Raw genomic sequence first — 22,249 nt, forward strand, 5'->3', positions numbered from 1 at the left:
TCGCAATGGACACCCTTGCTTTCAGCTAACAGTTCCTACTGCCAAGCCTGTAGTGGACTTTCACCACCAAGTTATAGCCCATGCTGGGCGCACTAAAAAACCTCTAAATCCAGTATGAGCTGGATTTAGAGGTTTTTGACGCGGTCAATCCGTTACAAAAGGTAATAATGCCATAGTACGAGCACGTTTGATTGCTTTTGTAAGTTTACGCTGATATTTAGCAGATGTTCCTGTTACACGACGAGGAAGAATTTTTCCACGTTCTGAAACGAAACGTTTTAGCAAATCAATATCTTTATAATCAATATGTGTAATTCCATTTGATGTGAAATAACACACTTTACGACGCTTTGCACGTCCGCGACGAACTGCCATTTATAACTCCTCCTTTAAATGAAATTTTAGAATGGTAAATCATCATCTGATATATCGATAGGCTCTCCGTTGTTCTTAAACGGGTCCTCTTCATGTTGAGTCTGGAATTGGTTCTGGTTATGATTTGGCTGAAATCCTGATGGATCTTGTCCTCTTGTTTGAGAGGAACCTTTTGATTCCAGGAATTGTACACTATCTGCAACGATCTCCGTTACAAATACAGTCTTTCCATCTTGTCCTTCGAAAGTACGTGTTTGAACACGACCGTCGACACCTACCATACTACCTTTTTTCATATAGTTAGCAAGATTTTCTGCGGGCCTGCGCCAAACAACACAATTAATAAAATCAGCATCACGATTCCCTTGCTGGTTTGTAAAAGGCCGATTAACTGCAACTGTAAAGTTAGCTACAGCAACGCCATTTGATATGGATAGGTAAGCCTTTGAAGTTATCTCCAGCTTTTCCCCCCATTAGTACCGCACGTGCGACTTTCATCGCATACGGCACGCCATCGTTTCCAATCCGTCATGTTTTACCATGACAGAATCAAATTGGATCCGTAATTTGACGAGATAGTGTTATACTATACGACTTAGCTAAATGCCACTTTTGAGTTTAGCTTTATATTTCTCGACTCTCTCAGCTATTTTGCTGTCACTAGGTAGATCATTAGCATGAATTAGCTCATGACATCCTTTGTGCAGGCTAGCTAGATTGCTTACTTTGTTAACTTTGTCGAGGGGTAGTTTTGGGTTAACGTGATGACAATGCAGGTCTGACGGTAAAATATCGTCGACACATATTTTACATTTCCCTCTGTCTCTGTTAAATGCATACTCTCTGTTCATGTAGAACTCGAAGTTATATTTACGGATATTCTCTCGGTTAGAACTATTTAGATTATGTTTCGCCAATCTAAAAATATCTTCATTTTTGTCATACAATGGTGGTCTGTTAAGTCTTCCCTTCATTTTCGCCTTCTTATAGTAGAGTTCTCTTCCCTTTTCGGTAAAAGGTGTCATCTTTTGATTAAAATTTTTTGGGTCTTCAGAAGATGTGTGTAAGAATTTTGTAATTCCTATCCATTGCCCCTCTACTTCAACAGCATGAGTTTCAGCAGTATATTTTGCATGTCTCGATTGTCTGTTGGAAAGCTGGGAAAACTTTTTCAGGTTCGCCTTATCTTTTCCATTATTTTGGTTTCGATAAAGCTTTTTCCAAGTGTAATGACAAGTCGTAAAGATTTTATTATCAAATGAATCGAATATTTTTGTCCAGACGGCTATTTTATAATATTCAGCCATACCTATAATTTTGGAGTTCACTTTTTCAATGATTACTGCTTTCTGATAATCGCATTGTGTTCTCCTAATCTGTCTAATATCCTTGAGAATTTCCGCCATTTAGGCCTAATATTATTTGAATCAGGCAATATTTTGGCATATAACTCATGTTTCTTTTGGTTTCCAGTCCTTCCTATTGACCTACGAGGTCTTGCAAGTCCTATTTCGAAACCAAGAAACTTCATTCTACTTTCCTGTAAGTCAGTGATTAGTGTCTTTTCTTCCGATAACTCTAAGTTCAGCTTTGCACTAAAATATTTCTTTAAATATTTTAGATACCTTGTAGCCTCTTCTTTGGTTTTCGTGAATATGACCCAATCATCTGCGCATACCTTACAAGAAAAACAGGTTGTCTGCCTACCCTCCGAAATTTCCTACGGGCATTTTTGACATTAGCAAATTCCTCTGAGAAATATGGATTCTCATATCTGCTTGAAACCATCCAGTCAAAGTCATTTAGATAGACGTTTGCTAAGATAGGGCTAATGATTCCACCTTGTGGAGTACCTTTATCTATGTCATAGAATTTGAAATCTTCTTCTATGATGCCAGATTTAAGCATTTTCTTGATAATCGCTAAAACTCTTTTATCGATAATGCCTATTTTATGCAACTTACGCATTAGTACTGCATGGTTTATATTATCAAAATAGCCTTTAATATCTCCTTCAATGACGTATCTGTATCTTCCAATATTAATAAGGTGTGCTATCCTAGCAATAGCATCATGGGTTGACCTATACGGTCTGAATCCATAGCTATGTTCGTATAGCTTAGCCTCAATGATTGGTTCAATAACAGTTTTTACGCATTGTTGGATAATTCTATCAAGCATAGTAGGAATGCCCAGCGGTCTGGTTTTTCCCGTATTTCCTTTCGGTATATGCTTTCTTCTCGCTGGCTTCGGATTGTAATTTCCACAAGCCGTTAACACCGTGCGAATAAGTTTTTCTCTTGGCATTTATAGAAAATGGTTTATGGTTTTTCTATCGATACCCGCCGTCATACTGCCTTTATTTGACTTGATGTCATGAATAGCAGTTATGATGGTATGTTCATTGATGATAATTTCATAAAGACCATTTAGGGATTTCCCCTCTCTGGAATGTTGGTATAATCTGTCCAGAGTCTGCTTCAAGTCCTTTTCAGACTCGATTTGGTAATTAACCTCCACTTTGTTCTCACATCCTTCTTAGTAAGAAAGATATAAAGCTTACAAGAGTGGATTAGCAATTATTATAAGTACACGCCTGTACCTATAACGTTAACCAAATGACGTTTTGTATAATCTCTTGTTTTAATAACCATCTCTTAGAAACGACTAGTTCCCTTCGCTCCACAGGCATTACCCTGCTTCCACACTACTATGGAACTCCTGACTTCCTATCAAATCTCTACAGACTGACATCCTCCTCTTGATAGGCTCTCCCACGTTCCCTAACAACTATCCCTTCATTTACTTATCCTTAGACTCTCACCCTATCCCGGTAATTCATGATACAACTCTGAATCTTAGTTAGTATTGTATCTCCCATCCTGTTTCAAGGTATGGGGCAGTAAGTTGAACACACAACAACAAACCGCGAATTACATTTTACCCGTTTTCACGGATAATACTACGTTACGAGACTGCATGAGTTCCCACTACTGTTGGTAGTCATAGAAAAGTTTTTAAGGAATCCCGCACCACATTCACCATATTTTCAACAATGAAAACTTAGGTTACTCGGGTTACGACCTCACCTAGCTTCATACCATTCCAATTGTCAGATTGAAATAGCATGTAGGGGTTTTAGACTGCACACATATAACATTACGAACGCTATTGAGCTATTAGCTCAAATCCTTAAGGAGGTGTTCCCTGTTATATTAGATTCTGTGTGACCTCTGACTTTCACAGAGGAGTTCATTGTTAGAGTTTTTTACTAACATTAATTAGATGCTAGCACGCTGCTTTTTCCGTCATATCAACGGTTATGCAGAACGTGGCGCACGTGTATAACGTAGATCAGGATCCTTCGTCAACCTGCCGACAAGTACGACTCGATTTAACATCAGAACCACTCCTTAATTATTGATCATCTTCTCGAATTGCCATATGACGGAGTATATCATCAGAAAACTTCGCTAGGCGGTCAAATTCATTAACTGCTTCTGTATTGCCTTTGAAGTTAATAAGTATATAGTATCCATCACGGTAGTCATTGATTTCATAAGCAAAACGTTTCTTGCCTTTTTCATCAACTTTTTCAATTTCCGCGCCATTATCAGTTAAAACTTTGTTAAAACGCTCAATCAAAGCTGTTTGAGCTTCCTCTTCGATATCTGGGCGGATGATGTACATGATTTCATATTTTCTCATCCGTTACACCTCCTTTTGGTCTTAGCGGCTCCTTTGAAAAAAATAAACAACACGAATGTGCCTATTTTCATCAGAGCAAGGAGTAATCTTGAAATTTAATTACTCACAAGAATTAAGTATACTAAATTTTTTTCTGAAAAACAACTATTCGAGAATCCTTTTCTTCGTTATATCATTCGAATTTTAAAAAACTTATACATTAAAGCGGAAGTGAATAACATCGCCGTCTTCGACAATATAATCTTTTCCTTCCAGACGGACTTTTCCTTTTTCACGTGCTTGAGCCATTGATCCATTCTGAGCAAGGTCCTCATAGGATACCGTCTCTGCACGAATAAAACCACGTTCAAAATCAGAATGAATAATACCTGCCGCTTGTGGTGCTTTAATTCCTTTACGGAAAGTCCATGCACGCACTTCTTGTTCACCAGCTGTAAAATACGTTGCCAGTCCTAACAACTCATATGTTGCTTTAATTAGCTGATCTAAACCAGATTCAGGGATTCCTAACTCTTCAAGGTACATTTCCTTTTCTTCTTGATCCAACTCTGCAATTTCTGCTTCAATTTTTGCACAAACAACAATCACTTCTGCGTTTTCTTCAGCTGCATATGCTTTCACTTTTTGCACATTCTCATTAGCGTCTGGGGCTGTTATTTCATCTTCACTAACATTTGCAACGTACAATACAGATTTGCTTGTTAATAAATGAAGCTGTTTCACATATTTCATTTGCTCGTACGTAAATTCCAGCGAACGTGCAGGTTTTTCTGCTTCCAAACCTTCTTTTAACTTTTTCATTACATTAAACTCTGCTACTGCTTCCTTATCCTTTTGACGTGCAAGTTTTTCTACACGCTCATACCTTTTGTTAACCGTTTCTAAGTCTGCTAAGATTAATTCCAAATTAATAATTTCAATGTCATCAATTGGATTAATTTTTCCAGAAACATGCGTAATATTGTCATCCTGAAAACAGCGGACAACATGACAAATTGCATCTACTTGGCGAATATGCGATAGGAATTGGTTTCCTAACCCTTCACCCTTGCTTGCTCCTTCTACAATACCTGCTATATCTGTAAATTCAAATGCTGTGGGTATGGTCTTTTTTGGTTTTACTAATTCTGTTAATTTATTCAAACGATCATCAGGTACTTCTACAATACCTACGTTTGGATCAATTGTACAAAATGGATAGTTTGCCGATTCTGCTCCTGCTTGGGTAATCGCATTAAATAAGGTTGATTTCCCAACATTAGGAAGACCGACTATTCCTGCTGTTAACGCCATTCAACTTCCACTCCTTAAGGATTTCATTCACGTGAACTAAGATAGTCATCCCAATTATAGATTTATTATAATTAATTGACAAGCATTCAAAAGTTAAAAATAAGCATAGATCTATGCTTATTTTTAAACCTTTATCTATTAAAGTATCTTTTTTCATGTTGAATGATCAATTTTATTCTTGAAAAGCGGTACATTATTTCGTTTCATCCGCTTTTTCCAATATTTTTTTCACCTTTTTTGTAAATTCCTTACGCGGAATCATTACACTATGGTCACATCCCTGACACTTAATACGGATATCCATTCCCATACGAATGATTCTCCAGCTATTTTCACCGCAAGGGTGTTGCTTTTTCATTTGCACAACGTCATTTAATCCAAATTCTTTATCTGCCATGAAATGTTCTCCCTTCTAAAATGTTAACGTTATTGTTCTCTTTCCCGTTCCATTTCTAATCCAGTAGCATTTTCATTCCGGGAATACATGACGAGACGAGGTGATGGAATTTCGATACCCTCATTGTACAATGCTTCTTTTACTTCTTTTCGGATCATACGTGCACCTGCCCATTGATACACTGGCAGTGTCTCAGCAACTACACGAATAACATAGTGAGATAATTCTAATGTTTGCACTCCCAAAATCTCTGGAATCGTTACAATTTCTTCATATTTATCAGGTAACTCGCCAACTACTCTTTCAATCACTTTTTCCGCTGTTTCAATATCACTTTCATAAGGGATATTAATATCAACGACGGCTAATCCATTATGAATCGAATAGTTCGTTACTTGTGTTATACTTCCATTAGGAATTACGTTTTGTTCGCCTGTCCAACTTTGAATTTTTGTCGTTCGAAGACCAATTTCCTCAACAGTTCCTTCTACTCCAGAGGTGAATACATAATCGCCGACAGAAAATTGATCTTCAAAAATAATGAAAAATCCTGATATAATATCGCGAACAAGGTTTTGTGCTCCAAAACCAATTGCTAGCCCGGCAACCCCTGCACCAGCTAAAAGCGGGCCAATTTTAATTGTTAACGTATCCAAAATCATCACAAGAGCCATAAAATAGATAATGTAGGATATCATGTTTTGAATTAATTTTTTAAGTGTTGCCTCTCTCCGCGCTGTAATTCGAATTGGTCCGCGTTGTTTACTTTGAAAAATTTGCTCCGTTATCTTTTTACCTATTTTAATAACTAATTTAGCTAAAATAATAATGATTACTATTTTTATAAAACCTTTGCTTAACGTTGCCCATAGTTCAGGTCCTGTTATATAATCCCATAGTTTCATGAATTGATTGTTAACTGCACCCAAACTAAAAACCTCCAAAAACCTTTTTTTCACAACGTGTAAAATCTTCATATAACAATTAAATTTTACACCATACACCCTAGTTATGAAAGTAAAGTGACTTTTTATTCGTGTTTTCGACTAGCCCCCCAAAATGGATAAAGTAATAGGCGTGTTAATACATATAAGTTCAATATCCCGTAAATTGGATAGATATATGCTACGAGTGTTGAAAAACCAAATATCGTTAACGGAACCATGGTAGTTAAAATAATAATCACTAACATCCATAAAGGAATATTAAAAAAATGCTGCAGACGAGTTACAATTCCTAATATTCCTGCGGCGGCTGTTGTAAAAACAGCAAACCACAACAAAATCGATATAAAAATCAACATTTCAATTGGATAATTTTTTAAAATTGCAAATAAGGGGATTTCATATAAAAGAATTTCATCTGCAATGTAAATAAGACTATTATTGTAAATATAGGATATAACTCCTAGTATGAGCCCACTCCCCACACTAGCAATCCATATTTCTTGTTTGGAATGAATTTTATTTCCAATTGCCCCAATGACCGCTATTAAAGGTAATACATTTAATGCTGAAAATGAGAAAGCGGCAGTCCAATTACGCTGTTCATGCCAATGGGAAAACAAGGACAAATCTTGGTCAAAGGTGAATAATAACAATACATATAATAATCCGCTAAGCAAAAGCGGTAAAATATACTCATTAATAGACAGCAGCCCATTTATATCTCGAAAGAATAAAACAATTAAAGCAATAACAATGACGGCAACCCCCCACCAATAAGATAGGTTAAAAGATTGTCCCGTTGCTCCACTGCCTGCAATCATAACAACAGTGGTCGTAAATAAATACAAGAATATCATAATATCATATATCTTCGTTAATTTATCTCCAACAATCTTGCGCAGCACCGGTAAATAGTCAGATGATTGCCGTTGGTAGCTAATATTCATAATGACAATGCATGATATGGTAAAGAAGATAACAAACAAAAGAATGGCCAGTCCACTTTCATGCCCAAAAAATTCCCACAACTCCCTACCAGATGCATACCCCGCTCCGATTGTTGTCCCAATAATTAAAAACATCCATTTAAATCCTGCTCTCCACATTGCATTTCCTCCATTTATTCAGTATCTATGTATAGAAATTTAAATTTGACCGTATACTATACCAATATGTTTGTGGAGGATAAGCTATGAATCTAAAAAGGAGAACTTCAGAAAAAAATAAGCAACTACGATTACCGCATACCGATCCTCATTTTTTTGAAAAAGTGAGTGAGCAAATCATTTCATGGTTTCCTGCAGTTCCACGGGAGTATGTGGCTATTTTTATAGGGACAGATCGATCTACTGGAGATGCTTTAGGGCCACTAGCCGGCACATTTCTCTCTGAAAAAGAACCGAAATATATGTCCATTTATGGGACCTTACATCATCCGATTCATGCTACAAATTTAGAAATATCGATGGATACCATCAAAAGGAGACATAAAAACCCCTACATTATAGCCGTTGACGCCTGTTTGGGCAAGACTACGTCTGTTGGAGACATTATTACGGGGTTAGGTCCCTTAAAGCCGGGGGCAGCACTAAATAAACCCCTCCCCCCTATTGGTGATGTCCATATTACAGGTGTAGTTAATATTAGTGGATTTATGGAATACAATGTATTACAAAACACAAGACTATCAGTAGTTGTCGATATGGCTAATCAAATTGCAGATTTGTTAGATGTCATTGATCAACGTTTAACATATGATCAAACATTATCAGCTGTTGTAGCCCCTTCAAAACTTAAACGTTCTATATAACCAACGAATTTTTAAAAAGGCTCTCCTTCTTTAAAGAGAGCCTTCTAATAAATACAATGTCTTCACTAGACGAGTTGATAAATATAATAGATAAATCCTACGGTTACGATCGCCGGCAAAAGATTCCCAATTCGTATTTCCGTCACTTTTAATATATTAAGTCCAATTGCCAGAATGATAAGTCCTCCTACAGCGGTTAATTCAACAATGAGACCGTTTAAAAGAGATTCCGGCACCCATTTTTCTATTTGTGTTGCAAGCAGCGCAATAGAGCCTTCATAAAGAACAACAGGGATAACTGAAAACATGACACCAATTCCAAATGTAGTTGTCAATACTAAACCTACAAAACCATCCAGCACACTCTTCGTTAGTAAAACTTCATGATCACCACGAAGCCCACTATCCAATGCCCCTAAGGTAGACATCGCCCCAATTCCAAATATTAATGAAGCCGTAACAAAACCTTGCGCAATGCCGGAATGATCATCTGCAGATGCAAATTTACTCCCAACCCATGTACCCAGACGATTTAGCTTTTCCTCAACATCGAAAAATTCGCCGATTATTGCCCCTGAAAGCATACTTAAAAGAACAACGATAATTACTTCAGTAGAAAAGGCCATTTGTAAACCGATTAGTATAACGGCCAGCCCAATCCCATGCATCACTGTCGTTTTATACCTTTCTGGTATTTTCGTAAAAAAAAGGCCTAAAATGCTTCCTGCGATAATACAAATCCCATTTACAATTGTTCCGTATAGAACCATCTCAACAACTCCATTTTTTATTATATAGCCTGATATGCTTCAACGATTTCTTTGATAGCACGTAAAAATAAATGGATTTCTTCTTTCGTATTAAATCGATTTAAACTAACTCTGACTATCCCTTGGTCGATTGTTTTTAATGTATCATGTGTTAATGGACTGCAGTGCAATCCTGCTCGAACAGCAATTTGATAGTGTGTATCTAATATCATAGCAACTTCCTGCGAATCAATGTTATTGATATTAAAGGCTGCGATTGGCATTCTATTTTCATCAACATTTGGTCCAAAACACTTGATTCCTTCGATTCTTTTTAGACCTGAAACAAGCTGACTGATTAACATTGTTTCACGTGGAACAATTTTTTCTCGATTTTGTTCATATACTTCCAAGGCGGCATGTAAACCCGCTACACCAGGCGTATTTAATGTGCCGCTTTCTAATTTTTCCGGCCATTGCTCTGGCTGGTTTGGATCTTCTGAAAAGCTTCCTGTGCCGCCGTGATGTATTGGTCTCAAATCTAGATTACCTTCCACTAACAGCATTCCAGTCCCTTGTGGCCCGAGTAGTCCCTTATGTCCTGGAAATGCCAACATATCTATTTTTTGTTTTTTCATATCTAGCGGTATATGTCCTGCCGTTTGAGAAGCATCAACAAGCGTTATTAGGTTCTGTTCCTTTGCAATGTTTGTTATGTCATCTAAGGGGAGGATAGACCCAGTAACATTTGATGCATGTGTAATAGCAATTAACTTTGTTTCGCTTCTTATTTCTTTCTTAACAAGCTCCAAAAATTGCTCCCTATTTTCTCTCCAAGGAATATAAGAAACAGAAAGATCATATGTATGTTTTACGTTCTCAAGTGGGCGCCGAATCGAATTATGCTCCACAGAAGTTGTGATAATATGATCACCCTTCTGCCAGGTCAAACCCTTGATTGCCTGATTTAAAGCAACGGTAGCATTTGGATAAAATAAAGCACGTTTGGGATTACTACAACCAAATAAATTGGAAGCTTTTTCCCTTGTTTGCTGAATAATATTCGCTGCTTTCCTTGCTAAAGCATGTCCTCCTCTGCCAGGGTTTGCTCCTATTTCATTGAGTGCTTTTACGACTGCATCCGTTACTTCGGACGGTTTTGGAAAGGATGAAGCTGCTTGGTCAAAATATATCATCATTACCCTGCCTTCCTTCAGTGAATTTTTTGAATATTTTAGCATAAAAAAGGCTGACATGGAAATATCATTTCACTACGTCAGCCTTTGCATTCATTCTCTTGAATTAGGTCAATGTTCCAATACATTGATAATACGATCAAGGTCATCATCTGTATAAAATTCTATTTCAATTTTCCCTTTTCGTTTTCCGCGCTGAATATTTACAGAAGTTCCTAACCGATCTCTTAATACCGATTCTCTTTCCTGAATAAAAATATCCTTTTTATCTTTATTTGCTTTTTTAACTGCCTTTGGCTTTTCGTTTAATCGAATTACTAATTTTTCAACTTGACGTACATTTAATTTTTCATTGCGGATTTTATTGACAAACGGAATGACTTTATCCTTTTCTTTTAAACCTAATAAAGCACGTCCATGGCCCATGGATAACTCCCCATTATTAATATAAGCAATAACTTGTTCTGGTAATGTTAACAGACGTACGATATTTGCTATATGTGACCGGCTTTTCCCCAGCCTTTTAGATAATTCCTCCTGCGTGACCTTTAATTCATTCATTAAATTTGCATATGCCTGCGCTTCTTCGATCGGTGTTAAATCCTCTCGTTGAAGGTTTTCTAATAAAGCCAGCTCCATCATTTTCTCGTCAGACAATTCCTTTATGATAACAGGAATTGTATCAAGGCCTGCCTCTTTAGCTGCACGAAAGCGTCTTTCTCCGACAACAATTTCATAACCTTTGATACTCTCCCGAACAATCAAAGGTTGGATGATACCATATTCTAAAATGGACTCTTTTAATTCTTCAATCGAATCTGCATGAAACGTTTTTCTGGGTTGATAAGGATTTGGTCTGCATTTATTGATCGCTATTTCTTGAATTGAATCATGATCTTCTGCTTCCAAATCAGGGAAAAAAGCATTGATACCTTTACCTAACCCTTTCGCCACTTTCCATCACTTCCTTCGCTAATTCAAGATATACTTCAGCACCTCTTGATTTTGGATCATAGACAATAATCGGTTTACCATGACTAGGAGCCTCTCCCAATCTAACATTTCTAGGAATGACCGATTTATAAACCTTATCCTGGAAATATTTTTTAACTTCCTCAATTACCTGGATTCCCAGATTCGTTCTAGCATCCAGCATTGTTAACAAAACACCTTCAATCATTAATTGCTTATTTAAATGTTTTTGGACAAGTCTTATTGTATTTAATAATTGACTTAATCCTTCCAAAGCATAAAACTCACATTGTACAGGTATTAGTACACTGTCAGATGATGTTAATGCGTTAATTGTTAACAACCCTAAAGAAGGAGGACAATCGATGATAATGTAATCATAATTCTCCTTTAGGCTATCTAACGATTTTTTTAAGCGAATTTCCCGAGAAATTGTTGGCACCAATTCAATTTCTGCTCCAGCAAGTTGGATTGTCGCAGGAATAATATCTAGCCTGTCTATATTTGTTGGAACACAAACGTTTTCTGCCGGTAAATCCTCTACTAATACATTGTATACACACTGATCCATGTCAGCTTTATTAACTCCTACCCCACTTGTCAAATTTCCTTGTGGGTCTGTATCCACAACCAGGACTCGATTTCCTAATTGTGCGAGACATGCACTTAAATTCACTGATGTTGTTGTCTTCCCTACGCCACCCTTTTGGTTTGCAATGGCTATTACTTTCCCCATCTTGACACCTACCTATTTGAAAACTTAAATTCTCGCAAATTGTGAAATTGTAGCGATTCATATGTCTCTATTTGTTATGCAAACATCCTATTAAACGAGTATATTTTCTATCATGGAAAAAACCAAAATAGATTCTATTACATCGTATCATTTTTTTAATAAAAAATACGATGAATCGCCTTTTTGTTAGAAAAGCTTAATTTTTGAATATCTATTGTGTAAAAATACCCATCTTCCGTTAAAGATGGGTACTGAATAAAGCCAGTGTGTTCGTTTTTAAAAGTTTTTTTCCGATTTATTACGAATAAATGAATAATATTATGATTTCTTTTTTGGTATTTTTATTGTAATTTGATAATAATCATCTAAATCTTTCTCATCTGATTCTACATCAATTCCTGTATCAGAAACCATTGTTAATGATTGACGGATCGTATTCATTGCTATCCGTATATCTTTATTGACCCCTTTTAATTTAGGGCGCTTTTTCTTCTTACTTTCTTTTGGAGAGTTTCTTTTTGCAATTTGCTCTTCAGTTTGTTTAACATTTAAATCATGTTCCAATATATCTTCTAACAGTTTTATCTGTGCTTCTGGATCTTGTAATTTTATCAACGCACGGGCATGCCGTTCTGTAATTTTTTTATCTAATAATGCTTGTTGCACTTCTTCTGGCAGTTTTAACAGGCGCAATTTATTTGCAATCGTTGATTGGTTTTTTCCCAATCGCTGTGCTAGTGCCTCTTGAGTTAAATTATGAAGTTCCAGGAGGCTGGCATATGCATTTGCCTCTTCAACAACTGTAAGTTCTTCCCGTTGTAAATTTTCAATTAAGGCTACAGAGGCAGTTTCTGCGTCCGTCATTTCTCGAATAATCGCAGAAATATTTTCCCACTCTAGTAATTGAGCGGCTCGCCATCTTCGTTCCCCTGCTATTATTTCATAGAAATCCTCCTCCAATTTTCGAACTACAATTGGCTGGATCATTCCGTGTGTATGTATCGTTTGAGCTAGTTCCTTTATTTTTTCCTCATTAAAAATTGATCTTGGTTGATATCGATTCGCTCTAATGTTTTTTACAGGAAGTTGGATTACTTCATCCGGATGATAGGCCTCTTTTTCCGATTCAGAATCTGATTTATCTCCCAAACCAAAGATTCGGTTAAAAGGATGTAACACCATCAGACACCACCTTTAGTTTTCAAACTTAAAAAGTATATTAAGAACAACAAATACATCTATATAAAATAAAATTGTTTCACGTGGAACATTTTAGTATAAAACCGTTTGAAGGAATATCGTCTATGAGTCTATTTTATTCTGAAAGGGAGTAAAAATGCAAATTTCCTAATTAATATGAAATTGGAGGTCACAATATAGAACGTCTAAGCTATTTTTTTCACATATGCACTAGATTTGGAAATGATAAGAAAAAACGCCGCAGGAAAACTGCTGCGTAAAGATGATATCACTTTTCAACGTGTTCTGTTTCTATTTCATTCTACCATATTTATACGTAAAAAAATATGAAATGCATCAAATCATTCTTACTCGAAGTGTTTAATTTTTATTCAATCGGACTTTTATTTGGTGTTCCTGCTTTTCTCGGATATTTTTTCGGTGTTTTCCTTTGTTTATTGATTATGATAATAGACCGTTCACTATCTTCCTGTGGTAGTGAAAATGTATGTGTATGTTTTATTTCTCCGCCCAAAACATCGATCGCTTTTTTCGCACTCGTTAATTCCTCCTGGGCTTGAGAACCTTTCATCGCCATAAATAAACCATCTTTTTTGCATAGTGGAAGACATAATTCACTCAAAACAGACATACGGGCCACTGCTCGAGCCATAACGATGTCAAAACTTTCCCTGCATTTGCTGTTTTTACCAAAGTCTTCTGCTCTGCTATGATAAAAAGCGACATGATCCAGATTAAGTTGTTCCGCTAGATGATTTAAAAAACCGATTCGTTTCTTCAGTGAGTCGACAATGGTTATATGTAAATGTGGGAAACATATTTTGAGAGGGATGCTGGGAAACCCAGCTCCTGCTCCCACATCACAAATATGTTTCACACTTTGAAAATCATGATAAAATGCAGCAGTGATGGAATCATAAAAATGTTTTAAATAGACATCTGCTTCAGCCGTCAAAGCGGTAAGGTTTATTTTTTCATTCCAATCCACCAAGGTTTTAAAATAAATCGCAAATTGGTCCAGTTGATGGTTACTTAATTCAATACCCTTTTTTTGTAATTCACTTGCAAACTGTTCTGGATTCATGGAATATCTCCTTGCTAAGCTTTATTTTAATTGGCAACACGTGCTATTTTACCTTGTTCGATATAAATCGCTAAAATTGAAATATCAGCGGGATTTACTCCAGAAATTCGAGATGCTTGCCCGATTGATAATGGACGAACTCTCTTTAATTTTTCCTTCGCTTCTGTAGCAATGCCGCTTACATCGTCATAATCCAAGTTATCCGGGATCTTTTTATCTTCCATTTTTAGCATGCGAGCCACTTGTTCATTTGCTTTTTTAATATAACCTTCATATTTAATTTGGATTTCCACTTGTTCTTTTACTTCTAAAGGCAAGCTTGGATCTGATTCAATCATCTGCTCCATTAATTCGTATTTTATTTCTGGACGTTTGAGTAAATCACCAGCTTTTACTGCTTCTTTTATTGGCGTTGCATTGACGCTTTTTAGAAGATCCTGTATATGAGCTTCGGGTTTAACTGTTAATTTTCTTAAACGTTTTTTCTCTTCTTCGACAAGTCTGTTCTTTTCGACAAATTGGTCATAGCGTTCTTGTTTAATTAACCCTAAATTATAGCCAATCTCTGTTAAGCGCAAATCAGCATTATCATGGCGCAACAGCAGACGGTATTCAGCTCGTGAAGTTAACAAACGATATGGTTCATTTGTTCCTTTTGTAACAAGATCATCTATGAGCACACCAATATATGCTTGAGAACGATCCAATATAAATGGCTCTTTTCCTTGCACTTTGGCAGCTGCATTAATTCCTGACATAATCCCTTGTGCTGCCGCTTCTTCATAACCTGAAGTACCATTAATTTGACCAGCAGTAAATAATCCTGGGATTTTCTTCGTCTCAAGTGTTGGCCATAGCTGTGTAGGCACTAATGCATCATATTCAATGGCATAACCCGGACGCATAATTTGCGCATTTTCTAAGCCCGGTACAGATTTTACAATTTCATGCTGGATATACTCTGGTAGTGAAGTGGATAATCCTTGAACATAAACTTCCTCTGTATTTCGTCCTTCTGGTTCTAAGAATACTTGATGACGCGGTTTATCATTAAATCGTACAATTTTATCTTCAATGGATGGACAATATCGAGGCCCAGTACCACGTTTCATGCCAGAATACATCGCAGATAATTGTAAATTGTCATTAATTACTTTGTGTGTAAATTCATTTGTATACGTCAACCAGCAAGGAATCTGATCTGTAATATAGTCTGTTGTTTCATAAGAGAACCCTTGAGGTTTCTCATCCCCTGGTTGTATCTCTGTTTTTGAATAGTCTACTGTATGACTGTTTACTCTTGGAGGTGTACCAGTCTTAAATCGAGTAAGATCCAACCCAAGCTCCTCCAAGTTCTCTGATAGTTTTACGGAGACACGCTGATTATTTGGTCCACTCTCATATTCGATATCTCCCATTAGAACTTTACCGCGCATGAACGTTCCGGTTGTTACAATAACTGTTTCTGCATGATATGCCGCTTTTGTCTCTGTAACAACACCTTTGCAGACTCCATCTTCTACAATCAAGCTGTCAACCATTCCTTGGTGTAAGGTTAGATTTTCCTCATTTTCGATGATTCTTTTCATTTCTTGAATGTATAATGGTTTATCTGCTTGTGCTCGTAAAGCTCTAACAGCAGGTCCTTTTCCGGTATTTAACATCCGCATTTGAATATACGTTTTATCAATAACCTTTCCCATCACACCTCCAAGTGCGTCAACTTCTCGGATGACGATCCCCTTTGCAGGACCTCCAAGTGACGGGTTACATGGCATAAAAGCAATCATATCTAGGTTTAGCGTAAGCATTAATGTTTTAGCTCCCATACGAGCTGCAGCAATGCCTGCTTCACACCCAGCATGACCTGCCCCAACAACAATTACATCATAATGTCCAGCATCATAAATCATAACTTTCACCCTTTCTGTTTTTATATTTTTATATTTATTAAATAAATCACGTATCTTAACGTTATTTCCCAAGACAAAATTGTGAAAATAACTGATCAATTAAGCTATCACTAGCAGTATCTCCAATTATTTCGCCTAAAAACTCCCATGAACGAGTTACATCTATTTGCACGATATCCAGAGGCATCTCACTTTCTAAACCTATCATAGCATCATCTAAAGCTTGTGCAGCTTGTTTTAATAGTTGAATGTGTCTGACATTCGAAACATAGGTTAGATCTCCCATGTCAATATCGCCTTCGAAAAAGCTCTGAGCAATTGCTGATTCCAGTTCATTAACTCCTTCTTCTTCAATCAATGAAGTAGTAACAACGGGACGATTGTTTGCAAGCTTGCGAACCTTTTCTAAATCAAGTTTTTGTTCTAGATCTGTTTTATTAATAATAACGATATATTCTAATCCTTGGACAGCTTCAAACAATTTAATATCTTCATCTGTCAATGCTTCATTATAATTTAACACAAATAAAATAAGATCGGATTCTTTTAAAACCTGACGTGATCTCTCTACCCCTATTTTTTCCACTATATCCTCGGTATCACGTATTCCTGCAGTATCAACTAAGCGAAGCGGCACGCCACGAACATTAACGTACTCTTCAATAATATCTCTCGTAGTACCAGGAATTTCAGTAACAATCGCTTTATTTTCTTGCACAAGTGTATTCATTAATGAGGATTTCCCTACATTTGGACGACCTATAATTGCCGTACCGATACCTTCCCTTAATATCTTTCCCTGTTTCGCAACTTGTAATAAATCCTCGATTTTTGCACGGACTTGCTTCGTCTTTTTTTGCATCATTTCATGTGACATTTCTTCGACATCATCATATTCCGGATAATCAATATTTACCTCGACATGTGCCACTGTTTCCAATAACTCTTGTCTCAACTGCTGAATAAGGGCTGATAAACGCCCATCCATTTGTTTTAATGCAACAGACATCGCTTTATCTGTCTTAGCCCGAATTAAGTCCATTACTGCCTCAGCCTGGGATAAATCGATTCGTCCATGTAAAAATGCTCGTTTGGTAAACTCACCTGGTTCAGCTAAACGAGCACCTTGACTAAGAATAATTTCTAATACACGATTTACTGCTACCATTCCTCCATGACAATTCACTTCTACCACATCTTCGCGTGTAAATGTCTTTGGAGCACGCATCACAGAAACCATTACTTCCTCAGCAACTTCGTCTGTTGTGGGGTCCATTATTTTACCATAATGAATAGTGTGTGAATCAACATCATTTAAACTTTTCCCTTGAAACAATTTGTCCACAATGGAAATAGCTTCCGGCCCACTTAACCTGACAATTGCAATTGCTCCTTCACCAGATGGAGTGGAAATTGCAGTAATTGTATCTGTCTCCACTCATGTCACCTCCCAGACGTTATTAATATATATAAACAGCATTTAATGATTATTTTATTATAGCAGCATTTCTTTCTTTTTATAGCCACTAACATAATAGATTACCACAAAATACAGCAAAAATAAACTTATCCACAAATATTTTTTATATTTTTTCTTTGGGGGTTTATCAACATGTTGATATCTTTTTACCGATGCATTCTTATAGGTTTTAGTCGATGAATTTTTATCAAACAAAAAACCCTGGCTTCCCAGGGTCTCAAATTACTCTTTTTTAAAATTATGGTTTTATAACAATATGCCGATGTGGTTCTACACCATCAGAATAGGTCGAAATATCATTTCTTCCTTGCAACGCACTATGAATAATTTTCCGCTCAAATGCTGGCATTGGTTCAAGGGATACTTTTTTATTGATGCGTACTGCTTTTTCAGCCATTTTTTTTGCTAAAGCCTCTAATGTTTCTTTTCTTCGCCCGCGATAGCCTTCTGCATCTAAAGTGACTGAATAATATTGCTTCCCATCTTTATTTAACACGAGCTGCACTAAATATTGCAGAGCATTCAATGTTTGCCCGCGTTTACCGATAAGTTTCGCTATTTTTTCGCCATTTAATTCATAAGTTACATGATTATCTATGACTGTTGTCTTTATATTGACATCCACATTCATATTTTTGATTACTTCCTGTATAAAAGCTTTCGTTTCTTCGATTTGGTTTTTCAATACAACTGCTTTTACAATTGCTGGTTTTGAACCAAATAAGCCAAGAATTCCTTTCTTACCCTCATCAATAATACTGATATCGACTTGGTCCCTAGTTGTGTCTAACTGCTCTAATGCTGATTGGACCGCTTCTTCAACCGTTTGTCCACTAGCAGTTATTTCTCTCACTTTTTGTCTCCTCCAGTACTTTGATCTTTCATCATCGGTTTACGAATAAAAATAGTTTGAGCCACCATGAACACATTACCAACTACCCAGTACAACGCTAACGCAGCCGGTAAGAAGTAGCCAATAACGGTAATCATAATTGGCATCATATAAAGCATAACCTGCATCTGCGGGTTCTGTCCTGCTGGGCTTCCAGACATCATTAATTTTTGTTGCAGGAACGTAGCCCCTCCAGCAATCAACGGTAAGATAAAATCTGTTGTTCCTAATTCAAACCAAAGAAAACTTCCTGTTTTTATATCGTGCGTACGCATAATTGCATGATACATTGCAATTAAAATCGGCATTTGTACGAATATAGGTAAACAGCCAGCGAGTGGGTTTACACCGTGCTTTTGGAATAATGCCATTGTTTCTTGTTGTAACTTCTGTTGTGTATTTGCATCTTTTGAACTATATTTTTTCTGTATTTCCTTCAATTCAGGCTGGATATCTTGCATTGCCTTTGAACTTTTTAACTGTTTAACGTTTAACGGCAGTAAAATTAACCGAACGATGATCGTAACGATCACAATTGCTAATCCATAATTTCCATCGAATAATTCAGCAAAATACGTAATAAACCATGACATTGGATAAACAAAATATTTATTCCAAATCCCAGTACTTTCAGGGGTAATATCTTCATTAATCTGCGTACAACCAGAAAGTATGGTTATTATACCAATTAAGGCCACAAGCAAAAAGACCTTTTTTCGCAACATTTTTCCTCCTAACTGTCAAAAAACAATTCACATAAAAAACGTTAACTTTTTATTTATGTAATAAATTGTAATGTCCCTACCTATTATAATGAGATTGGGACTCTATGTAAACAACTAACTATTCAATGTTATTTCCTTAATAAATGTTCACGAGATAATAAATGAATTAGACTTTTTTTTATCTGATGAAAATTCATATCTTTCGTTGGCTGCCTGGCTATAATAATAATATCTTTTGTAGGCTTTACCTTCTCTTCCAGCTCGAGGAAAGCTTGACGCAGATATCTTTTTATTTGATTTCTCGTTACTGCATTACCAATCCTTTTTCCCACCGAAAGACCTATTCGGAAATGATTTTGCTCTGGTTTATTCATATAATATAAAACAAGCTGCCTATTTGCAAAAGACTTCCCTTGTTTGAACACATACTGAAACTCTTTATTATCTTTTATGCGAAATGCTTTTTTCATACTGACCACCTATATAAGCCTGTCTAAGAATAAGCAATGGATCAAACAGAATAGTAAATCTGCCTCTCCAGCTCTATCTCAAACCCCAAAATCTTTTTATATCTAAAAGTTAAAAAAGACCACTGACATGTTTCAGTGGCCTATGCAGAAATTACTTTTCTTCCTTTTTGACGGCGACGAGCTAACACTTTACGACCGTTTTTTGTACTCATACGCGCGCGAAAGCCATGTACCTTTTTTCGCTTACGATTATTTGGTTGAAATGTTCTTTTCATCTATCTTGCACCTCCCCGAGGAATTTAAAAACTGACTAAACGTTAATATTCAGAAGACAGTCTTGATAATTATACGTAAAAATTATCGAATCTGTCAACTTCATTTTGCAGAACATCTTTTTTTTCTTTTTACAGGACCAGCTTCTACATCTTCTTTGAAATTTATAACTTCTTCACCCTTACTCCGGTTATCCACATCCAATGTTCACAACAAAACGACAATGTTTTTTTATTCACAACAATTATCGACAAGATAACCACAATATAATACAATGTGGATAATATTTATCTACACCTTGCGGACTTTGTGGATAAGTGTCTACAATTCATTGCAATAAAAGCTTTTATCTGATATTATATTCATGTTTTGTTATGTTAACATGTAATTACACTTATATTTTTATCCACAGAATGTGGATAGCGTGTGGATAAAAGTCCACACCTTGTTAAAATAGTTATCAACAAGATTGTGCGTGAAGTAGATAACTCATTCTAGCTATATAAATAAAGCCATTTTCTTGTCCACATTCTTTGTGCCTTTCCATAACAACATGTATATATAAATGGGCCTTATCATCTTTCTTTATTTATCCCAAGTTTCCTAAAGAAAGATTGTAAAAGGCTTTTTAATTCCTTTCAGGATCAAAATCATTAAAAAAGGGGTGAAAACAGTATGGAAAATATTAACGAATTATGGTCGGCAACCTTGACAAAAATTCAAGAAAAAGTTAGTAAGCCTAGCTTTGAAACATGGCTAAAACATACAAAAGCTGATGCGCTCCAGGACAATACGCTTATAATTGCTGCACCTAATGAATTTTCAAGAGATTGGCTGGAGGGTCAATATACCAAATTAATAACAGACACATTATACGAAGTGACAGGCGCAGAGCTAAAAACAAAATTCATTATTCCCGAAGTTAATAACCAAGCAGAAATGAAAGATCCGCCTGCAAAACCTATGTCAAAATCAAAGTCAAATAAAACCTATGAAAAACAAAAAACAATGTTAAATCCAAAATATACATTCGATACTTTTGTTATTGGGGCTGGCAACCGATTTGCTCATGCTGCATCCCTGGCAGTTGCTGAAGCACCGGCAAATGCGTACAACCCGCTCTTTATCTATGGTGGAGTCGGGCTTGGTAAAACCCATCTTATGCATGCAATCGGACATTACGTGCAAGAAAATAATCCCGAAGCAAATGTGCTATATCTTACTTCAGAAAAATTTACGAATGAATTTATTAATGCAATTATGGATAATAAAACAATTAACTTCCGAAATAAATATCGCAATGTTGATGTCCTATTAATTGATGATATTCAATTTATCGCCGGAAAAGAATCTACTCAAGAAGAATTTTTCCATACATTTAATGCATTACATGAAGAAAGTAAGCAAATTATTATATCCAGTGATCGGCCACCAAAGGAAATACCAACTTTAGAGGATCGATTACGCTCAAGATTTGAATGGGGTTTGATCACCGATATTACTCCTCCAGACTTGGAGACGAGAATAGCAATCCTAAATAAAAAAGCAAAAGCAGATGGATTGGACATTCCGAATGAAGTGATGCTTTATATTGCAAATCAAATTGATACAAACATCCGTGAATTAGAAGGTGCATTAATCCGTGTTGTTGCATACTCTTCTTTAGTAAACCAGGATATTGATGCAGCTCTGGCAGCTGATGCACTGAAAGATATCATTCCCAGCAATAAACCGAGAGTAATAACAGTACAAGCTATTCAGGAAGCTGTTGGAGAAAAATACAATGTCAAACTAGAAGACTTTGCGGCTAAAAAGAGAACAAAGTCGATTGCATTCCCAAGACAAATTGCTATGTATCTCTCCAGACAACTAACGGATCTCTCTCTTCCTAAAATCGGAGAGGAATTTGGCGGTCGTGACCACACAACCGTCATTCATGCTCATGAAAAAATAACAAAAACAATCGAATCAGATACACTTTTAAGCAAAAACATTGAAGAAATTAAAGAAAAATTAAAAGGTATTTAAT

At 36.3% G+C, this 22,249-nt stretch carries 23 protein-coding genes and 2 pseudogenes; 2 read left to right on the top strand and 23 right to left on the bottom strand.

The window, feature by feature from the left end; translation table 11 throughout:
- Positions 1–144 precede the first annotated feature (144 nt).
- The 11 genes and pseudogenes from rpsR to J2Z81_RS04975 all read right to left on the bottom strand — a co-directional run bounded on the left by rpsR (position 145) and on the right by J2Z81_RS04975 (position 7,826).
- The gene (rpsR, locus tag J2Z81_RS04925; RefSeq protein WP_029265865.1) at positions 145–375 is read right to left on the bottom strand and encodes a 30S ribosomal protein S18; all 231 of its coding nucleotides are present in this window, start codon (positions 373–375) and stop codon (positions 145–147) included.
- Positions 376–401: 26 nt separating this feature from the next.
- A pseudogene (gene ssb / locus J2Z81_RS04930) lies at positions 402–800 on the bottom strand (single-stranded DNA-binding protein); the annotation flags it as partial.
- Between the two features lie 174 nt (positions 801–974).
- A complete protein-coding gene (locus J2Z81_RS04935; RefSeq protein ID WP_051681337.1) occupies positions 975–1,781 on the bottom strand; it encodes an HNH endonuclease in 807 nt (268 codons plus the stop codon).
- Between the two features lie 211 nt (positions 1,782–1,992).
- Positions 1,993–2,682: a reverse transcriptase domain-containing protein gene (locus tag J2Z81_RS04940; RefSeq protein ID WP_226370846.1), complete on the bottom strand. Its 690-nt coding sequence runs from the start codon at positions 2,680–2,682 to the stop codon at positions 1,993–1,995.
- Positions 2,683–2,895 carry a hypothetical protein gene (locus tag J2Z81_RS04945; protein WP_226370847.1) on the bottom strand — a complete coding sequence of 71 codons (213 nt, stop codon included), beginning with the start codon at positions 2,893–2,895 and terminating at the stop codon, positions 2,683–2,685.
- Positions 2,896–3,710: 815 nt separating this feature from the next.
- Positions 3,711–3,776 (bottom strand): annotated as a pseudogene (locus J2Z81_RS04950) (single-stranded DNA-binding protein); the annotation flags it as partial.
- A 16-nt stretch (positions 3,777–3,792) separates the two neighbouring features.
- On the bottom strand, positions 3,793–4,083 hold the full coding sequence (gene rpsF, locus J2Z81_RS04955; RefSeq protein WP_029265867.1) for a 30S ribosomal protein S6: 291 nt from the start codon (positions 4,081–4,083) through the stop codon (positions 3,793–3,795).
- A 192-nt stretch (positions 4,084–4,275) separates the two neighbouring features.
- On the bottom strand, positions 4,276–5,376 hold the full coding sequence (gene ychF / locus J2Z81_RS04960; RefSeq protein ID WP_226370848.1) for a redox-regulated ATPase YchF: 1,101 nt from the start codon (positions 5,374–5,376) through the stop codon (positions 4,276–4,278).
- Positions 5,377–5,569: 193 nt separating this feature from the next.
- Entirely contained in the window at positions 5,570–5,773 is a 204-nt protein-coding gene (locus tag J2Z81_RS04965) for a DUF951 domain-containing protein (RefSeq protein WP_029268948.1), read from the bottom strand.
- 29 nt (positions 5,774–5,802) lie between these two features.
- Positions 5,803–6,702: a mechanosensitive ion channel family protein gene (locus J2Z81_RS04970; protein WP_226374369.1), complete on the bottom strand. Its 900-nt coding sequence runs from the start codon at positions 6,700–6,702 to the stop codon at positions 5,803–5,805.
- Positions 6,703–6,803: 101 nt separating this feature from the next.
- Positions 6,804–7,826, bottom strand: a complete 1,023-nt coding sequence (locus J2Z81_RS04975; protein WP_029268951.1) for a YkvI family membrane protein — start codon at positions 7,824–7,826, stop codon at positions 6,804–6,806.
- An 86-nt stretch (positions 7,827–7,912) separates the two neighbouring features.
- On the opposite strand from J2Z81_RS04975, the gene yyaC reads away from it, so the two are divergent.
- The gene (yyaC, locus tag J2Z81_RS04980) at positions 7,913–8,530 is read left to right on the top strand and encodes a spore protease YyaC (RefSeq protein WP_226370849.1); all 618 of its coding nucleotides are present in this window, start codon (positions 7,913–7,915) and stop codon (positions 8,528–8,530) included.
- Positions 8,531–8,595: 65 nt separating this feature from the next.
- Here yyaC and J2Z81_RS04985 read toward each other — a convergent pair whose 3' ends face one another.
- The 12 genes from J2Z81_RS04985 to rpmH form a co-directional block, all read right to left on the bottom strand.
- Positions 8,596–9,300, bottom strand: coding sequence for a DUF554 domain-containing protein (locus J2Z81_RS04985; protein ID WP_029268955.1), 705 nt, complete (start codon positions 9,298–9,300; stop codon positions 8,596–8,598).
- Positions 9,301–9,320: 20 nt separating this feature from the next.
- Positions 9,321–10,478 (bottom strand): aminotransferase class V-fold PLP-dependent enzyme, encoded by a 1,158-nt coding sequence (locus J2Z81_RS04990; RefSeq protein WP_319023822.1) that lies wholly within the window; start codon positions 10,476–10,478, stop codon positions 9,321–9,323.
- A gap of 108 nt (positions 10,479–10,586) precedes the next feature.
- Positions 10,587–11,429 (bottom strand): ParB/RepB/Spo0J family partition protein, encoded by an 843-nt coding sequence (locus J2Z81_RS04995; protein ID WP_029268959.1) that lies wholly within the window; start codon positions 11,427–11,429, stop codon positions 10,587–10,589.
- Complete coding sequence (locus tag J2Z81_RS05000) at positions 11,410–12,183, bottom strand: ParA family protein (protein ID WP_029268961.1); 774 nt, start codon at positions 12,181–12,183, stop codon at positions 11,410–11,412. Before J2Z81_RS05000 ends, J2Z81_RS04995 begins: the two co-directional genes overlap by 20 nt.
- Positions 12,184–12,501: 318 nt before the next feature.
- The gene (noc, locus tag J2Z81_RS05005; RefSeq protein ID WP_029268962.1) at positions 12,502–13,362 is read right to left on the bottom strand and encodes a nucleoid occlusion protein; all 861 of its coding nucleotides are present in this window, start codon (positions 13,360–13,362) and stop codon (positions 12,502–12,504) included.
- Positions 13,363–13,750: 388 nt separating this feature from the next.
- Positions 13,751–14,467, bottom strand: a complete 717-nt coding sequence (gene rsmG / locus J2Z81_RS05010) for a 16S rRNA (guanine(527)-N(7))-methyltransferase RsmG (protein WP_226370850.1) — start codon at positions 14,465–14,467, stop codon at positions 13,751–13,753.
- A gap of 26 nt (positions 14,468–14,493) precedes the next feature.
- On the bottom strand, positions 14,494–16,380 hold the full coding sequence (gene mnmG / locus J2Z81_RS05015) for a tRNA uridine-5-carboxymethylaminomethyl(34) synthesis enzyme MnmG (protein ID WP_029268964.1): 1,887 nt from the start codon (positions 16,378–16,380) through the stop codon (positions 14,494–14,496).
- Positions 16,381–16,441: 61 nt separating this feature from the next.
- Entirely contained in the window at positions 16,442–17,818 is a 1,377-nt protein-coding gene (gene mnmE / locus J2Z81_RS05020; RefSeq protein ID WP_226370851.1) for a tRNA uridine-5-carboxymethylaminomethyl(34) synthesis GTPase MnmE, read from the bottom strand.
- A gap of 280 nt (positions 17,819–18,098) precedes the next feature.
- Positions 18,099–18,713: an RNA-binding cell elongation regulator Jag/EloR gene (gene jag / locus J2Z81_RS05025; protein WP_029268968.1), complete on the bottom strand. Its 615-nt coding sequence runs from the start codon at positions 18,711–18,713 to the stop codon at positions 18,099–18,101.
- Positions 18,710–19,474 carry a YidC family membrane integrase SpoIIIJ gene (spoIIIJ, locus tag J2Z81_RS05030; RefSeq protein WP_029268970.1) on the bottom strand — a complete coding sequence of 255 codons (765 nt, stop codon included), beginning with the start codon at positions 19,472–19,474 and terminating at the stop codon, positions 18,710–18,712. Before spoIIIJ ends, jag begins: the two co-directional genes overlap by 4 nt.
- A 131-nt stretch (positions 19,475–19,605) precedes the next feature.
- Positions 19,606–19,947, bottom strand: a complete 342-nt coding sequence (gene rnpA / locus J2Z81_RS05035; RefSeq protein WP_226370852.1) for a ribonuclease P protein component — start codon at positions 19,945–19,947, stop codon at positions 19,606–19,608.
- A 140-nt stretch (positions 19,948–20,087) separates the two neighbouring features.
- Positions 20,088–20,222 carry a 50S ribosomal protein L34 gene (gene rpmH, locus J2Z81_RS05040; RefSeq protein WP_029269138.1) on the bottom strand — a complete coding sequence of 45 codons (135 nt, stop codon included), beginning with the start codon at positions 20,220–20,222 and terminating at the stop codon, positions 20,088–20,090.
- Between the two features lie 673 nt (positions 20,223–20,895).
- On the opposite strand from rpmH, the gene dnaA reads away from it, so the two are divergent.
- On the top strand, positions 20,896–22,248 hold the full coding sequence (gene dnaA / locus J2Z81_RS05045; protein ID WP_029269140.1) for a chromosomal replication initiator protein DnaA: 1,353 nt from the start codon (positions 20,896–20,898) through the stop codon (positions 22,246–22,248).
- Position 22,249: the final 1 nt, after the last annotated feature.

The sequence above is a fragment of the Virgibacillus alimentarius genome, assembly GCF_017874635.1.
Classification (GTDB): Bacteria; Bacillota; Bacilli; order Bacillales; family Amphibacillaceae; genus Virgibacillus_B; species Virgibacillus_B alimentarius.

What these genes read in the sequence shown, in the direction of transcription:
- rpsR (WP_029265865.1), bottom strand. Translation starts at nt 375, where the DNA reads ATGGCAGTTCGTCGCGGACGTGCAAAGCGTCGTAAAGTGTGTTATTTC.
- J2Z81_RS04935 (WP_051681337.1), bottom strand. Translation starts at nt 1,781, where the DNA reads ATGGCGGAAATTCTCAAGGATATTAGACAGATTAGGAGAACACAATGC.
- J2Z81_RS04940 (WP_226370846.1), bottom strand. Translation starts at nt 2,682, where the DNA reads ATGCCAAGAGAAAAACTTATTCGCACGGTGTTAACGGCTTGTGGAAAT.
- rpsF (WP_029265867.1), bottom strand. Translation starts at nt 4,083, where the DNA reads ATGAGAAAATATGAAATCATGTACATCATCCGCCCAGATATCGAAGAG.
- ychF (WP_226370848.1), bottom strand. Translation starts at nt 5,376, where the DNA reads ATGGCGTTAACAGCAGGAATAGTCGGTCTTCCTAATGTTGGGAAATCA.
- J2Z81_RS04965 (WP_029268948.1), bottom strand. Translation starts at nt 5,773, where the DNA reads ATGGCAGATAAAGAATTTGGATTAAATGACGTTGTGCAAATGAAAAAG.
- J2Z81_RS04975 (WP_029268951.1), bottom strand. Translation starts at nt 7,826, where the DNA reads ATGTGGAGAGCAGGATTTAAATGGATGTTTTTAATTATTGGGACAACA.
- yyaC (WP_226370849.1), top strand. Translation starts at nt 7,913, where the DNA reads ATGAATCTAAAAAGGAGAACTTCAGAAAAAAATAAGCAACTACGATTA.
- J2Z81_RS04985 (WP_029268955.1), bottom strand. Translation starts at nt 9,300, where the DNA reads ATGGTTCTATACGGAACAATTGTAAATGGGATTTGTATTATCGCAGGA.
- J2Z81_RS04990 (WP_319023822.1), bottom strand. Translation starts at nt 10,478, where the DNA reads ATGATGATATATTTTGACCAAGCAGCTTCATCCTTTCCAAAACCGTCC.
- J2Z81_RS05000 (WP_029268961.1), bottom strand. Translation starts at nt 12,183, where the DNA reads ATGGGGAAAGTAATAGCCATTGCAAACCAAAAGGGTGGCGTAGGGAAG.
- rsmG (WP_226370850.1), bottom strand. Translation starts at nt 14,467, where the DNA reads ATGAATCCAGAACAGTTTGCAAGTGAATTACAAAAAAAGGGTATTGAA.
- mnmG (WP_029268964.1), bottom strand. Translation starts at nt 16,380, where the DNA reads ATGATTTATGATGCTGGACATTATGATGTAATTGTTGTTGGGGCAGGT.
- rnpA (WP_226370852.1), bottom strand. Translation starts at nt 19,947, where the DNA reads ATGAAAAAAGCATTTCGCATAAAAGATAATAAAGAGTTTCAGTATGTG.
- rpmH (WP_029269138.1), bottom strand. Translation starts at nt 20,222, where the DNA reads ATGAAAAGAACATTTCAACCAAATAATCGTAAGCGAAAAAAGGTACAT.
- dnaA (WP_029269140.1), top strand. Translation starts at nt 20,896, where the DNA reads ATGGAAAATATTAACGAATTATGGTCGGCAACCTTGACAAAAATTCAA.